At 38.9% G+C, this 14458-nt stretch carries 13 protein-coding genes; all 13 read right to left on the bottom strand.

The genetic code is table 11. From position 1 onward, the window contains the following. Positions 1-12: 12 nt before the first annotated feature. Positions 13-717 carry an amino acid ABC transporter permease gene (locus AC6CHV_RS05045; protein ID WP_341333493.1) on the bottom strand — a complete coding sequence of 235 codons (705 nt, stop codon included), beginning with the start codon at positions 715-717 and terminating at the stop codon, positions 13-15. Beyond that, positions 701-1531 (bottom strand): amino acid ABC transporter substrate-binding protein, encoded by an 831-nt coding sequence (locus AC6CHV_RS05040; protein ID WP_341330415.1) that lies wholly within the window; start codon positions 1529-1531, stop codon positions 701-703. Before AC6CHV_RS05040 ends, AC6CHV_RS05045 begins: the two co-directional genes overlap by 17 nt. 214 nt (positions 1532-1745) lie before the next feature. Next, a complete protein-coding gene (locus AC6CHV_RS05035) occupies positions 1746-3944 on the bottom strand; it encodes a helix-turn-helix domain-containing protein (RefSeq protein ID WP_498078258.1) in 2199 nt (732 codons plus the stop codon). 90 nt (positions 3945-4034) lie between these two features. Further along, a complete protein-coding gene (locus AC6CHV_RS05030; RefSeq protein ID WP_498078257.1) occupies positions 4035-5159 on the bottom strand; it encodes an acyl-CoA dehydrogenase family protein in 1125 nt (374 codons plus the stop codon). 114 nt (positions 5160-5273) lie between these two features. Next, positions 5274-6002 carry an ATP-binding cassette domain-containing protein gene (locus tag AC6CHV_RS05025; protein WP_498078314.1) on the bottom strand — a complete coding sequence of 243 codons (729 nt, stop codon included), beginning with the start codon at positions 6000-6002 and terminating at the stop codon, positions 5274-5276. After that, positions 6002-6772 (bottom strand): ABC transporter ATP-binding protein, encoded by a 771-nt coding sequence (locus AC6CHV_RS05020; RefSeq protein ID WP_121446299.1) that lies wholly within the window; start codon positions 6770-6772, stop codon positions 6002-6004. Before AC6CHV_RS05020 ends, AC6CHV_RS05025 begins: the two co-directional genes overlap by 1 nt. Continuing rightward, positions 6747-7775 carry a branched-chain amino acid ABC transporter permease gene (locus tag AC6CHV_RS05015; RefSeq protein WP_341330410.1) on the bottom strand — a complete coding sequence of 343 codons (1029 nt, stop codon included), beginning with the start codon at positions 7773-7775 and terminating at the stop codon, positions 6747-6749. The genes AC6CHV_RS05020 and AC6CHV_RS05015 overlap by 26 nt, the downstream gene beginning before the upstream one ends. Before the next feature lie 18 nt (positions 7776-7793). Then, entirely contained in the window at positions 7794-8666 is an 873-nt protein-coding gene (locus AC6CHV_RS05010) for a branched-chain amino acid ABC transporter permease (RefSeq protein WP_341330409.1), read from the bottom strand. 78 nt (positions 8667-8744) lie between these two features. Then, positions 8745-9932: an ABC transporter substrate-binding protein gene (locus tag AC6CHV_RS05005; protein WP_498078256.1), complete on the bottom strand. Its 1188-nt coding sequence runs from the start codon at positions 9930-9932 to the stop codon at positions 8745-8747. Beyond that, positions 9929-11512: an AMP-binding protein gene (locus AC6CHV_RS05000; protein ID WP_498078255.1), complete on the bottom strand. Its 1584-nt coding sequence runs from the start codon at positions 11510-11512 to the stop codon at positions 9929-9931. Before AC6CHV_RS05000 ends, AC6CHV_RS05005 begins: the two co-directional genes overlap by 4 nt. Before the next feature lie 63 nt (positions 11513-11575). Beyond that, a complete protein-coding gene (locus AC6CHV_RS04995) occupies positions 11576-12754 on the bottom strand; it encodes an acetyl-CoA C-acetyltransferase (protein ID WP_121446304.1) in 1179 nt (392 codons plus the stop codon). Positions 12755-12765: 11 nt separating this feature from the next. Then, a complete protein-coding gene (locus tag AC6CHV_RS04990) occupies positions 12766-13542 on the bottom strand; it encodes an enoyl-CoA hydratase-related protein (protein WP_121446305.1) in 777 nt (258 codons plus the stop codon). A gap of 27 nt (positions 13543-13569) precedes the next feature. Further along, on the bottom strand, positions 13570-14427 hold the full coding sequence (locus AC6CHV_RS04985; RefSeq protein WP_121446306.1) for a 3-hydroxyacyl-CoA dehydrogenase family protein: 858 nt from the start codon (positions 14425-14427) through the stop codon (positions 13570-13572). Between the last annotated feature and the right edge of the window lie 31 nt (positions 14428-14458).

Genomic DNA, 14458 nt, shown 5'->3' with positions numbered 1-14458 from the left:
ACCCTCACCCCTTTACTTTAAGACATGTCGACTTAACCTTCGTTCGAGTACTTCTTGAAACAGTGATAAAATGAAACAAATTATCCAATAGATTAGAGCAGCTTCCAAATATAATAGGAGGAAATCGTACGTCCTTGCAGCAATCTCCTGGGCCTTACGAAATAATTCAGCCACCAGCACCAATGAAGCTAAGGATGTATCTTTTACAAGGCTAATAAATGAATTAGACAGTGGCGGTACGGATACCCTTGCGGCTTGAGGAAGAATGATGCGCCTTAAGGCTGTCCATCTTGTCATTCCAATTGTAAACGCAGCTTCCCATTGACCTTTTGGTATCGATAAAATGGATGCACGAATAATTTCTGATGCATAGGCGCCAACATTTAAAATAAATGCGATTGCCGCACTTGGAAAAGGGTCAATATTGACTCCGATATTGGGAAGTCCGTAAAAAATAATAAATAATTGGACAAGTAAAGGCGTTCCTCGAATCGCTGAAACATAGATAATAGCTGGAATCTGAAAGAATCTAGATTTAGACAATCGCATGATTGCTGTGAGCAACGCAAGAATAATTCCGCCTATAAATGATATAAGTGTGAGTGGAATCGTATATTGAATCGCTCCAGAAAGCATGGAGGGAAGGGAATTGATAAATAACTCCCATCCCTCCATATTGGCAGTAATCGTGAAAATTAGACTATTTTGTAGAAACATCTTCACCAAACCATTCCTGCGAAATTTTTGCTAATGTTCCATCTTCCTTCATTGCAGCCAACTGCTCGTTAATTGCCTTTACCAAGTCTTCATTCCCTTTGTTAAAAGTAAAGGCCATTTCCGAAACATCGTCTGACTCAGCAGCGATTTTAATACTCTCATCACCTTGTGATTTAATATAATCAAGAACAGCAAGCTTATCATTAACAGTAGCTTCGGCACGTCCTTGCTTAATCAATTCAATCGACTGAGCAAGCCCTTCTACACCTACGATTTCAGCGCCATTCTCTTGAGCGATTGCACCGTAATTACTTGTCAAAGATTGCGCAGCTTTTCTGCCTTTTAAATCTTCAAATGACGCAATATCACTATTATCCTTTGCTACAACAAGGACAGCTGAGGAATAGGTATAAGGTTCTGAGAATTCATAATTAGCCTGACGGTCTTCATTGATCCCCACTTGGTTTGCTATTAAATCAAATCGTTTTGAATTTAGACCTGCAAACATTGAGTCCCATTGGGTTTCCATGAACTCCACTTCAAGATCCATACGCTTAGCGACTTCTCTAATGACTTCCACATCAAATCCTGTTAATTTATCCTCTTCATTATGGAAGGTATAAGGTGCATACGTACCCTCTGTTCCTACTGTTAGAACACCCTTTTCCTTGATTTCGTCAAATAAGGAGCCTGTTTGTTCAGTATCGTTGTTTTCTTCATTTCCAGCATTATTGTCTTGATCTGTGCCACCACATCCCACTAGAAAAAAAGCAAAAGTAAGAATGATGGAAAAAAGAAAAAATTGTTTTTTCATTTTTAAAAACCCCCTGTGAATTTAATGCGTGTTTATGCTTAGTAGTAGATTTTACAAGTTCAGCCATTCTCATTCACAAGGACGACAGCAAAAAAAAGAAGCCGTCGTAATTTAACAGCTCTTTTTTAGCACTCGATCTTATGAGTTCAACATTTCTACGGAATTTCTTAACTTCAGTTAATGCCTGAAATGGTATGGGAAAGCTTAAACTTTTTTACAGTAATTCAGTTGAATCAAAATCAAAAAGACTATATAGCTTATATGCCATTAATAGCTCAAACCGCACTTCTGCATTATTTAAATCGACACCTAATAACTCAGAGATACGGTCAATTCTATATTCTAAAGTACTTCGATGTATAAATAATGTATTAGATGCCTCTCTTACATTGCCATTATGGAGTAGATAAATCTTTAGTGTCCCAAAGAGATCCACGTTATTTTTTTTCGAATACTGCACCAAGGCACCAAGGTTTTTCTTGATAAAGATTTTGGCTGATGCAAAATCACTCGTATTACTTAAAATGGTGTAGGCACCGAGATCATCATATAATGCATAGCCTCCGTCAGGATTACGATTCATGATTACATTTTTCGCTTTAGATGCTTTCATGAAACTATCATTATAGTCTTCTAGCTTGGTTGTACTCCCACCAATTCCGATATATGGCGTTATCCTTTCTTTTTTTGCTGAATCTGATAGAAGTTTATATAGTCGTTCCCAAACGTTTTTCTCGCTTGGTGTTTGAACAATGATAATAAAATCATCACCTTTACGACTGAAGATCATGTTTGAAAAATGAAAAGATAAATCAGACTTTATTTGGTCCCATACTCTTGATTTCTTCGCTTCAACTGCAACGACATTCTCACCTGCATCATCAGCTACATAGAAAGAGCCTACTACAACCGTATGGGGTTCAAGTATATTCCAATTGGTCAACGTTGCATATTGGATAATCTTTTCTGGATTTTCAATGGTTTCTGCGAACAATTGATTGATGAATCCTTCTTGTATCTGTTCTTTTGTATCTAGAACGAGTTTCTGCTTAATGAATTCAATTGCATACACATTTAAGACATGGTCAATCGTAAGGCGAATAAGGCGGTTCATTTTTTTCTTGTATAAGCTCACAATCATGTACCCTAAAGCTTTATTTCCCTGCAAAATGGGGTGTACATGCAAGTCTGTGCCATTAACTGTAATGGTCAAATCTTCTGTACTAAGCTTTGTAATTTCACTTTTCTTCTTCGTGATTTCATGTTCATATTCATTTTGGAGGTGTTTTTCCTCTTGTTTAACCTTTGAAGTAATTGGATTCATAAATCTATCATATAAAAATACGGTACTATCGATCATGGCGCTAATTGTATTTGTGATCTCAAATAAATCTGCACCTTTTACTGTCTTTTTTACTAATTCTTGTTGATGCTCTACGATGGTCTCAAGATTTTTTTTACTCTCATATTCAAATCGATAGAGTCTTGCGTTTTCGATTTGCATGGACACGAAGTCCGAAACAAACTTCAAAAATTCCAGATCTTCATCCGTAAAATAGGCTTCCCCACCTGTTGTGACATAAATAACGCCAATCGTCTTTAAATTAACCAGTAATGGAACTGTGAGTTCTGTTCCTCCTGATACCTCAACATATGGAAAATATGAGTCCAATGATTTATTAGAATGGATGTTTATCTTAATTGGATGTCCGACTGGCCCATACCATGGGGGATGAAGGTCAAAGCTTGTGTTTTCTTCATCATATAAATAGACGCATGCACCATTTGCTTGGGTCCCTTTACATGCACGTTCCACCACTTTTTCGATGATATGTTCGATTGAAGAGTTAGGAAGGATATTCTCCTTAATCCACTCGATTCCCTTCATTTTTCGTTTTTGACTTTCCTTCTCACGCGCGATGATTAATGAGGATGCAACATCATGACCAAACTCTGTAAAAATTTGTTCAGCTTCAATGATTAATGGAATAAATTCTCGAAAGCCTATTACGCAAAGACCAAAGCTTTCGTTTAGGTTATGCAGGGGGACTGTAAACCATGTTGATAAGTTTTCATTCTTGATGGCAGTATGAAAAGCACAGTTGGTTTCTTCACGCTTATCCTTCTGCCACCAAATTGCATTTTTCAGGAGTTTTGGAGAGCAGTCGTTGACATCTAAGTGAAGTGTTTGATCGATTGTGAACTGTTCTCCTTTCCAAACTTTGGGGACAAGCCTTCCTTTCTCATAGAGGACGACTCCCACTAAATCACATGCATATTCCTTATAAAACCCTTCTAGCAAGTAATCTAGTGTTTCTTCAATCGTGTCAAATGTAACAAGGTGGCGCGCCATCGTTCGTAAATGAGTATCAATTTTCTTCATTAACTTTTCTCGTTCGCTCGTTAACTTCAAAAAAATCGCCACCTTATACTTTGTTTTCTATATACATTCCACTTTAGATTTCGAATTCCTTCTTAAAGCGTGCATTTTATATAGAAAGGCCTATTTAAGTATTTCTTTAGCGATAACAACTCTCTGAATTTGATTCGTTCCTTCATATATTTGCATGATTTTTGCATCCCTAAAATACTTCTCGACTGGGTAATCACGAATAAATCCATAGCCTCCAAAAATTTGTACGGCATCTGTTGCTACTTTCATTGCTGTATCAGATGCAAAACATTTTGCAAAGGAAGCATGCTTGATGGATGGAGTACCCGATTGTAAAAACTGGACAGCTTGATGAACAAGGAGCCTTGCCGCTTCAATATTCATCGCCATATCCGCAAGCATGAATTGGATCGCCTGTAGATTTGAAATCGGTTTTCCGAATTGAGTTCGATCCTTCGAATAAGAAAGGGCATCTTCATAGGCAGCTTGAGCAATTCCTACTGATTGAGCTCCTACCATCGGTCTAGCATTCATGAGCCCTTGTAAAAAGATTTTTAAGCCGGCACCTTCTGCACCGATTCGATTCGATGCTGGAACACGTACGTCTTCGAAAATGACAGATGCTGTATTTGAGGCTCGTAAGCCAAGCTTTTTCTCTTTGACACCTACCTGTAACCCTTCTGAATCTTGATCTACGACAAATGCTGTAAAACCACTATCTTTTACATTGGTTAACACAACAAAAAAGTCAGCATAGCTTGCATTCGTAATAAAACATTTTTCTCCATTTATGATGTATTCCTCACCCCTTCTGATGGCGGTCGTCTTTAAAGAGCTAACATCACTCCCTGCACCTGGTTCAGTCAAGGCAAACGAAGCAAACTTTCCTTCCCTAGTGAGTTGGGGCAGATATTTTCTCTTTAGCTCTTCACTTCCACCCACTAGAATTGGGTATGAAGAAAGTGAGTTTGCTTCTATGCTTGTGGCAACACTCGCACATGCTCTTGCAATTTCTTCAACGATTAAAGCATGTGAGAGCTTATCAATACCCGGCCCTCCATATTCCTCTGGAATGGCTAGGTTGGATAATCCTACCTCATGTAGTCTTCTTAAAATTTCTAGTGGAAATTCTTCTTCCTCATCATACTGTCTTGCAAAAGGTGTAATTTCATTTTTTGCGATGTCACGTGCAAAGCTTCTAATTGTTTGATGTTCGTCTGTTACGATAAAGCTCACTTTTATCACCCTTTTATATGAGGTTGTCAAAAAAGTCCGGTGAAAATGACATAATGTATAGGAACTTCGACTAATTATCGACGCAGTCCTTTTCATCCTCCTTTTTAACACACATTATATGACTTTCTCTGTATAACCTAAATATGTGGATTGAACGAGTGGATTTTGGATTAATTCATCTGCTCTGCCTTCAAGGACAAATTTGCCTCGGTCCATCACATATGCTCGATCAGCAACACTTAGGGCTGCTTTTACATTTTGTTCAACTAAGATCACCATTGCACCAAACTCATCCCTTATTTGCTTCATAATATCAAGGATTTCTTTTACGATTAAAGGCGCTAATCCCATTGAAGGCTCATCTAGAAGGATCACTTTTGGATCAGACATTAACGCCCTTGCAATGGCTAACATTTGCTGTTCTCCTCCACTTAATGTTCCTGCAATACTATTCATATGCTTCTGTAATCCTGGAAACATCTCAATCATTCGGTCTATCTTTGCAGTAATAATCTGTTTTTCTTTTCGGTATTTAAAATACATTCCAAGAACCAAATTTTCCTTGACCGTTAGATTTGAAAAGATTTGACGCCCTTCAGGGACAAGAGAAATTCCTTGTTCGACTACTTTATGAGATTTCACGCCCGTTAAAGATATATCATTATAAAAGACTTCACCTTCAGTTGGCTTGTAGATACCCGAAATCGTTCCGAGCAAAGTGCTTTTTCCTGCTCCATTCGCTCCGATGATCGATATGATTTCTCCAGGTTTCACTACTAGATTGATTCCATCGATTCCTTTAACTCTACCATGATAGGTAGTAAGATTGGTTGTGCGGAGTATCATAATACTTCCTCCCCTAAATAAGCAGCTATTACCTTTGGGTTTTTCTTAATCTCTTCTGGTGTTCCTTCAGCAATCTTATTTCCAAAGTCAATTACAACAATTTTATCTGCAATTTTCATGACTGTATTCATGTCATGTTCCACAAAGAGAAATGAATAGCCTTCTTGTTTCATGTCGAGTAGGATATCTGCAACTTTTGCCGCTTCTCCGTCATTAAGCCCAGCCATTGGCTCATCAAGTAATACAAGCTTTGGTTTCGAAACGATTGCACGTGCAATTTCTAAAAGTTTTTGCAGTCCATATGGTAGATTTCCTGCAATTTGGTCTGCTTGATCAAGTATGCCTACCTTTTCCAAAGCTTCTTCAGCAAGCTGTTTTGCCATTTCATCATCTTTATTTACCGCCTTGGTTCTTAATGCCGTAAGAAAAACATTCGTTTTCATTTGAGGGTGAACACCGAGCATTACGTTTTCAAGAACAGTCATGTTGTCAAAAATTTGAAGGTTTTGAAACGTACGAGTAATTCCTTTAGAAGCTAAACTATGAATCGGTGACCCATTTAACTTTTCCCCCAAAAACCAGACCTCACCACTAGTACTAGGCAGAACAGATGAGATCATATTAAATAACGTTGTTTTCCCAGCACCATTCGGACCAATAACAGCGAGTATTTCTCCTTGATTCATTGTGAAAGAGACATCGTTTACTGCCACAATTCCTCCGAATCGTTTCGTTAAATGATTAATCTGCAGGATGATTGTTTTCATTTACGACAACGTCCTCCTTTCTTGTTACAGGTCGAACTTTCTCCTTAACCCGTTTGTAAAGACTGGCACCTGTTGGGATAAGTCCTTTTGGCATAAACATAACGACTAGGATTAAGACGAGGCCATACACAATAATTTCGACTTCTCCACTTACATCAAATAACAATGGAAGATAATCCTTCACCCATTCACCGAGCATCGTCATTAAAAAAGCACCTGCTATTGCACCCCAAATAGATTGGGAACCGCCTACTACTACCATTACTAGAAATTGTATCGAGACTAATATGTGAAAGGTAGATGGTGTAATAAAATTCATAAAATGAGCATACATACTTCCTGCAACTGCTGCAAAAATTGCACTTAATACAAAAATATGAAGTTTAAACTTTGCAACGTTAATTCCTAATGACTTTGTTGCAATCTCACTATCATGAATGCCTCTTAACACCCTTCCAACATGGGAATGTACAATATTAAGGGAAACGATGACGATTAAAACAACAATTCCCCAAATAAAATAGTAGAAGCTCAACTCTTGTTGTAAAACAAACCCAAAAAGATTTAATTTTGGGATTCCAGATAAACCAGCAGCACCCTTGGTAATGTCGGTTAGCCCTAGCAAAAGAATAAATACAATAACATTGACACCAATAGTTGCGAATGCTAAGAAATGTTCTTTCAATTTTAATATAGGAATTCCAATAACAAATGCTAGAAGACCTGTCACTAGTACCCCAACAATGAGTGCAATCCATGAAGACATTTGATAACTTGTCGTTAAAACTCCTGTAAAATAAGCACCTAATCCAAAGAAAGCAGCATGCCCAAGTGATATTTGGCCTGCATACCCCATAAGCAGACTTAATCCAATTGTAACCATGCTATATATTCCAATCAGGATAAATAGACTTAACATATAAGAATTATTGAATAATAATGGAAGTACGATTATCGTGGAAAGCATGACAATCAATGGTTTTGTCCGACTAGGATACAACATGTTTCAATCCCCCTCTCCTCACACGCGATTCCCAATAACTTTTGACATAATTCCATTTGGTGCAATAAATAGAACAAGTAATAGAATTCCAAAACTTATCGCATCGCTGTATGAAGTGGATATATATCCTGCTGAAAAAGATTCGATAATACCAATTAAGAAGCCTGCAATTACTACCGCCGGAACCTTCGTCATTCCTCCGATAATCATAGCCATAAAACCTTTTAATCCAAGCATTAATCCCATATCATAAGTTGCACCTGTTACAGGGGCAATGACAATCCCAGCAATCGCTCCTACAGCCGCACTTAAAACAAATGCCAATGTAGACATGGAAGAGGTATTGATGCCCATTAGCCTTGCAGCTACTGGATTTACAACACAGGCTTTTAACGCAGATCCGGTAATTGTTTTTTCAAAGAAGATATAAAGAAGTGCTAGTAAGAAAAATAGCGTACATATGACCCAGATGCTCTGTGGCATTAGTACAGCTCCCATAATTTGAATCGGATTGTTGGCTGAAAATGCAGGTAGAGACTTTGGATACGTCCCCCAAGCAAATAATCCGATTGCTTTAAGAACCATGGATAAACCTACTGTTATGATGATTAAGTTTATAAAACTTGCATTTTTCGTTGGAGCAATTGCGAGTTTCTCAACAGCAAATCCGATCAATGCTGTACACAAAACGGCTAACAGAATAGCAACATAAATCGGCAAGCCTAGACTTGAAAAAGTGATGCAAAACATCGCTCCAAGCATTGCGAATTCACCCTGAGCGAAATTAATAATGCCTGTCACATTGTAAATTGTTACGAACCCGATTGCGATTAATGCATAGATACTTCCAGTCGTTAAACCTGTAATCAAATACTGAATAACAGCATCCATCGTAACCCTCCTTTATCAAAGAACTCAGAAAGCATGCATGACTCACATCATACATGCTTCAATTGATTATCTAAGATTCTATTCTAATTTCCAGCCGTTCTCCCCAACCTTAAGGATGGCCATACCATCACCCTCAACACCATTACGATTTTCTGGTGAAAGATTATATGTTCCTGTAACACCTTTATAAGAGATTGTTTCTAAATATTTCTTAATAGATTCGGAATCGGTATTACCTTCGGAAATAGCTTGCAATACCATTTGAATCCCATCATACGCATAGCCGCCAAATGGACCTGGATTATAATCGTACTCTTCCATAAATGGTTCAGCAAAGTCTTTAAAGAGCTGAGTTTGTTCGTTATCTTCTAATGAATCAAGAACATTTAATTTACTTCCAAGCACCAATACTCCAACCCCATCTGCTCCAACTTGATCTAAGAAACCTTGATTACTTACAGCATGGCTTTGGATCATTGGAACATCAATGCCTAATTGTGAGTAGTTTTTCGCAATAATCCCTGCTCCAGGAGGACGTGACCAAATAATGATAGCACCTGGATTTTTAGGCTTTATTTTCGTTAACTGGACAGTCATATCAGTAGCTTCAGCATCAAAATCTTCCTTTGCAACAATTTCAATACCATTTTCTTTTGCCATCCCTTCAAAGACAGGAAGTCCAGTTTGACCGAAACCGTCCCTTGCATTGATCCAAGCAACGCTATTAATATTGTTATCTTTTAAATAATCAATTACATTTTGAAGTACTGTTTCGTTGCTTTGAGGCGCTTGAACCGTGTATTCATTTAATTGGTCATCATTCAGTACACCAAGCGCAACAATCGGAATTTTATTTTCAGCAGCTACACCCATCAATGCCACACTCGTACTGGTTTGAGTTCCTCCTACAACAGCCGTAACATTATGTTCTGAAATCATTTTTTTCATAAGTACAACGGCATTTGTATCATCTGTTTCATAATCCTCGATGATAAGCTCAACCTTTTTCCCATTAAAATCTTTATCTTTTAGTTGTTTGTTTAGTAATCTAGCAACGTCTGCCTCAGGTTTACCTAACGCAGATGCTGGACCAGTATCTGCAACGATGACACCGATTTTAATCGTATCTGAGGATTCCCCACTCGGCTTAGCATCGCCTCCACTGTTTTCTCCATCAGTTTGTTTTGAACCTCCACTGCAGCCTGCGATAACAAATAAACTTAAACAAATGACCAGAAATGACCACACCCAAGATTTTTTTCTCATCTTAATTCGGCCCCCAATTTTTCTTTTACTTGATCCTGAAGTGATATTTTTCTAATTTTCCCGCTTGCTGTCATCGGAAACTCATCTATAATCAGTAACTTATCTGGGACTTTATAGTCAGCAACTTTTGGTCTTATGAACTCCAAAAGTTCCTCAACACTTGGTGAAGTATTTGGTTTGATTTTTACGCAAGCACAAGAAATTTCCCCTAATACCGTGTCAGGGAGTCCAACGATGGCCACTTCCATTACATCCGGGTGTGTATAGAAAACTTCCTCTACTTCTCTTGGGTAAATATTGTAGCCACCACGAATGATCATTTCTTTTTTTCGTCCAACAATTCTTAGATTTCCTTGCTCGTCTAATGTTCCGAGGTCACCGGAATAAAACCAGCCATCCTCATCCAATGCTTCCCTCGTTTTTTCAGGCATATTATAGTAACCCTTCATGATCCCGAAACCACGACAAGCTATTTCTCCAACCTCATTAAGACCAACATCTTCCTTAAATTCGTTAACTATTTTCACTTCGGCACCTGGCAGTACCTTTCCAACTGTTTCGGCACGAATTTGGTCGTCATCATCAAAAGCAGTCATCGTAAGGGTTGGTGATGTCTCACTTAATCCATAGCAAACCACGATATCACAGCCCATGTCTGTACGGATGCGTTTCACTATTTCAACAGGACATGGGGCCGCTGCGATAATACCTGTTCTTAAAGAAGACATGTCATAATTTTTGAACTCAGCATGATTCAGCTCTAAAATAAACATCGTTGGTACCCCATGCTTAACGGTGATCCTTTCGTTTTGAGTGGTTTCTAACGCTTCTTTGGCATTATATTTTTCTGCCAAAACCATTCGTGCTCCTACAGCAATCGTACTTAGAATGCTTGGCACCATACCAAATACGTGGAAAAGTGGTACAGCTACATAAAAGACATCCTCTTCGGTACACTTCATCTCTTCAGCGGTAATAATCGCGGTGTTCACAAAATTACTATGGGTAAGCATCGCCCCTTTTGGTGCTCCGGTTGAACCTGAAGTATACAAGATACAGAAAATATCATTCTCCGAATCGATTGGGACAGGGGAAAAAGGATGATCGTCAACTCTTTCAAGTAATTGCTCATAACTCATATGGCCATCTTTCACGCACCGAACTGTAATGAGTCTTTCAAGATTTGTGACATGCTGGATAGCTACCGTAAATTGTTCATAATGCTTGACTCCACCAAATTCTTCGGTAAAAAAGGCAATCTTAGCTTCAGAATTCCGTAAAATGTACTCAACTTCATCTTGTCGGTAACGAGTATTGAAAGGAACGATGATGCCTCCAAGATGAGAGACAGCCATATAAATTACGACAAATTCATTCCAATTTGGTAAGCAAACCGCAATTTTATCTCCCTTTGTAATGCCGATTTCTTGTAGTGAGGCTGCTAGATTAAGAGATTTCTCCCATAACTCCTGATAGGACAGCCGTGTATAACCATCGTATGAAACTTCGTGATGAGGATCCTTTTTGCAAACGTTTTCTAAAAGTTCCGAAACACTAAGTTTGCTTAATTCTTTTTTCATGTAATTCACCCCAATAACTAAAATTTCCTTAGTCAGTCGGGACTGAGCCCCGACTGTTTAACTCTACAAGACTTCCCAAATTGCCGCGATTCCTTGGCCTCCACCAATACATAATGCAGATGCACCGTATTTTTTATTTCTTCTCTTAAGCTCGTAAATGAGCGATAAACTGATTCTTGCACCACTCGCTCCAAGTGGATGACCTAATGCAACCGCACCACCATTAACATTCCCAATGCTTGGATCAAAACCTAATTCCTTTTGGCATGCTAGGTATTGAGCAGCAAACGCTTCATTGATTTCAATTAAATCCAAGTCCTCTACTCTCATATTAACTCGCTCTAATGCTTGACGAATGGCTGGAGCAGGTCCGATTCCCATATATTTTGGCTCAACGCCAACAATTCCCCATGAAACCAATCTCGCTAATGGTTTTAAATCCCGCTTTTGGGCATAGTCACTAGAAGTAACTACCATCGTTGCTGCACCGTCATTGATGCCACTTGCATTTCCAGCCGTAACGACACCGTCTTCTTTAAATCTAGCCGGTAATCGATTTAACACATCAACCGGCGTATCACGAGGATGTTCATCTTGATCAATTACCTTTTGACTTTTTCTTACTTTCACCGTTACCGGTATAATTTCCTTTTCAAAAATGCCTTTTTCTTGAGCTGTTAAAGCACGCTTGTGACTTAGTGAGGCAAACTCATCAATCTGTTCTCTTGAAATCTCATATTTTTCAGCAAGGTTTTCCGCTGTAATGGCCATCGAGCATTTCCCATATGGATCATAGAGAGCTTCCCAGAGGTAATCCTCCATTGGTGCTTTTCCAAGTGGTAAGCCCCATCTAGCCCCACGAACAACATGTGGAACCTGGCTCATATTTTCTGTACCACCCGCAATGCTAACATTGGATTCTCCTAGTTTAATAGATTGCGCAGCGTTTACGATAGCTTGTAAACCTGAGCCACAAAGTCGATTGACGGTTAATCCAGGCACATGCTCAGGAATGCCTGATTTTAACCCGACATGCCTTGCCATATAAATTGCGTCAGTACTGGATTGAATAACATTTCCGATTACTACTTGATCCACTTCTTCCGGCTGGATTGATGACCTACGCATTGCTTCCTTTGCTGTATGCACGGCAAGGTCGATCGCCGATACATCACGAAATGAGCCCCCGAATTCTGTAAAAGCAGTACGTGCACCATCAATGACAACAATTTCTTTGCTCAATATACTTCACCTTACCTTCCAACAAATTGTGGCTTTCTCTTTTCTACAAAAGATTTCATTCCTTCAACACGATCTTCACTTGCAAAGGCATTTCCGAAACAAGCAGTTTCAAGGTCCAAGGCTGCCTGTAAATTCACCTCTGTCCCTCGGTTAATCGAAGTCTTTAGCATTTTCATTGCAATCCGTGGTTTTTGGGCTAATTTTTCAGCCCATTCAATCGCTTCTTCTAGTACACGTTCTGATTCTACTACCTTATTGACTAAGCCCACTTCAAGTGCTTTTTCAGCATCAATCATTTCACCGAAATAGAGCAATTCTTTCGCTTTGGCTTGACCGATTAAACGTGGAAGACGTTGCGTTCCACCCCCACCAGGGATAATGCCTAAATTAATTTCAGGCAATCCAAATTTTGTCGTTGGTGAACCGATTCGGAAATCACAGGCAAGTGCTAATTCACATCCGCCACCTAAAGCAAGCCCATTTACCGCAGCAATTACCGGCTTTGAAATAGATTCAACTTTGTCATATGCAAGACGAGAGATTCTTGACATCTCCATCATGTCAGCTCCATTTAAGTTGACCATTTCATTGATATCAGCACCTGCGGCAAAAGCGCGGTCGCCTTTTCCTGTAAGTATAATGGCGCGAACCTCTGAATCCTTTTCAAGTTCCTCGAATAGAGTGTATAACTCATTATATACTTGGCTACTTAACGGATTGTATGGAGGACGATTTAAATAGACAATCCCGATATGTTTATCATTTGAAAGATATTGAACTGTATCCATTGTGACGTAACACAACCTTTCTATTATTTAATTCTTATAGTCGTACCAGCCTGCACCAGCTTTCTTCCCAACTCGGCCTGCGCGAACTAAATTACGCAATGTAAGTGGTGCTGCAAATCGTTGATCCTTGAATTCTTCGTAAAAATAATCCATAACATGAAGCCCAATATCGACCCCAGCATAGTCTTGAAGGGTAAACGGTCCCATTGGGTAATTCAGCCCTAATGTAACTGCCTTATCAATGTCTTCTGGAGTTGCAACTCCTTCTTCCACTAAGCGGATTGCTTCAATAAATTGAGGAATCATGATTCGATTGACAATAAATCCTGGTACATCTTTCTTTACTTCAATTGGCTCTTTTTTCATCGCGATGGCCAACTCTTTGAATACGTTTACAGTTTCATCACTCGTTCTATAGCCTCTAATAACTTCTACTAATTTCATTACCTGTGGTGGATTGAAAAAATGCATTCCCGCTACTTGATCAGGTCTGTTTGTAACACTCGCAAGTTCAGTGATCGACATTGAGGAAGTATTGGATGCAATCAATGAATTAGGCATTAAAATTTCATCCAACTGCTTAAATATTTCCTTTTTCGCATCTATATCTTCAATGATAGCTTCGATGACGGCATCACAGTCTCTCACATCAGACATGTTAGTCGTTAGTTTTATTCTTGAAAGAATTGCTGATTTATCATCTTCGGTTAATTTCCCTTTGCTTATGGAACGATCCATCAATTTTTCCATGCGTGCTTGTGCACTATCTAGAAATCTTTGGTCGACATCTACTAGCACTACCTCGAATCCGCAAATTGCTGCTTGATGAGCAATTGCCCCTCCCATAGTTCCTGAACCAATTACGCCAATTTGGTTAAATTTCATGACACGCCCTCCGATATGTAAATTTTTCATA

This window comes from Ferdinandcohnia sp. GQ5, assembly GCF_059759275.1.
The sequence above is the reverse complement of the archived record's forward strand: the minus strand, read 5'-3'. Positions and strand labels throughout refer to the sequence as shown.

Bases quoted from the DNA above. Each gene is read 5' to 3' on its own strand.
- AC6CHV_RS05045 (WP_341333493.1), bottom strand. From the start codon at position 717: ATGTTTCTACAAAATAGTCTAATTTTCACGATTACTGCCAATATGGAG.
- AC6CHV_RS05040 (WP_341330415.1), bottom strand. From the start codon at position 1,531: ATGAAAAAACAATTTTTTCTTTTTTCCATCATTCTTACTTTTGCTTTT.
- AC6CHV_RS05020 (WP_121446299.1), bottom strand. From the start codon at position 6,772: ATGAAAACAATCATCCTGCAGATTAATCATTTAACGAAACGATTCGGA.
- AC6CHV_RS05015 (WP_341330410.1), bottom strand. From the start codon at position 7,775: ATGTTGTATCCTAGTCGGACAAAACCATTGATTGTCATGCTTTCCACG.
- AC6CHV_RS05010 (WP_341330409.1), bottom strand. From the start codon at position 8,666: ATGGATGCTGTTATTCAGTATTTGATTACAGGTTTAACGACTGGAAGT.
- AC6CHV_RS05005 (WP_498078256.1), bottom strand. From the start codon at position 9,932: ATGAGAAAAAAATCTTGGGTGTGGTCATTTCTGGTCATTTGTTTAAGT.
- AC6CHV_RS05000 (WP_498078255.1), bottom strand. From the start codon at position 11,512: ATGAAAAAAGAATTAAGCAAACTTAGTGTTTCGGAACTTTTAGAAAAC.
- AC6CHV_RS04990 (WP_121446305.1), bottom strand. From the start codon at position 13,542: ATGGATACAGTTCAATATCTTTCAAATGATAAACATATCGGGATTGTC.
- AC6CHV_RS04985 (WP_121446306.1), bottom strand. From the start codon at position 14,427: ATGAAATTTAACCAAATTGGCGTAATTGGTTCAGGAACTATGGGAGGG.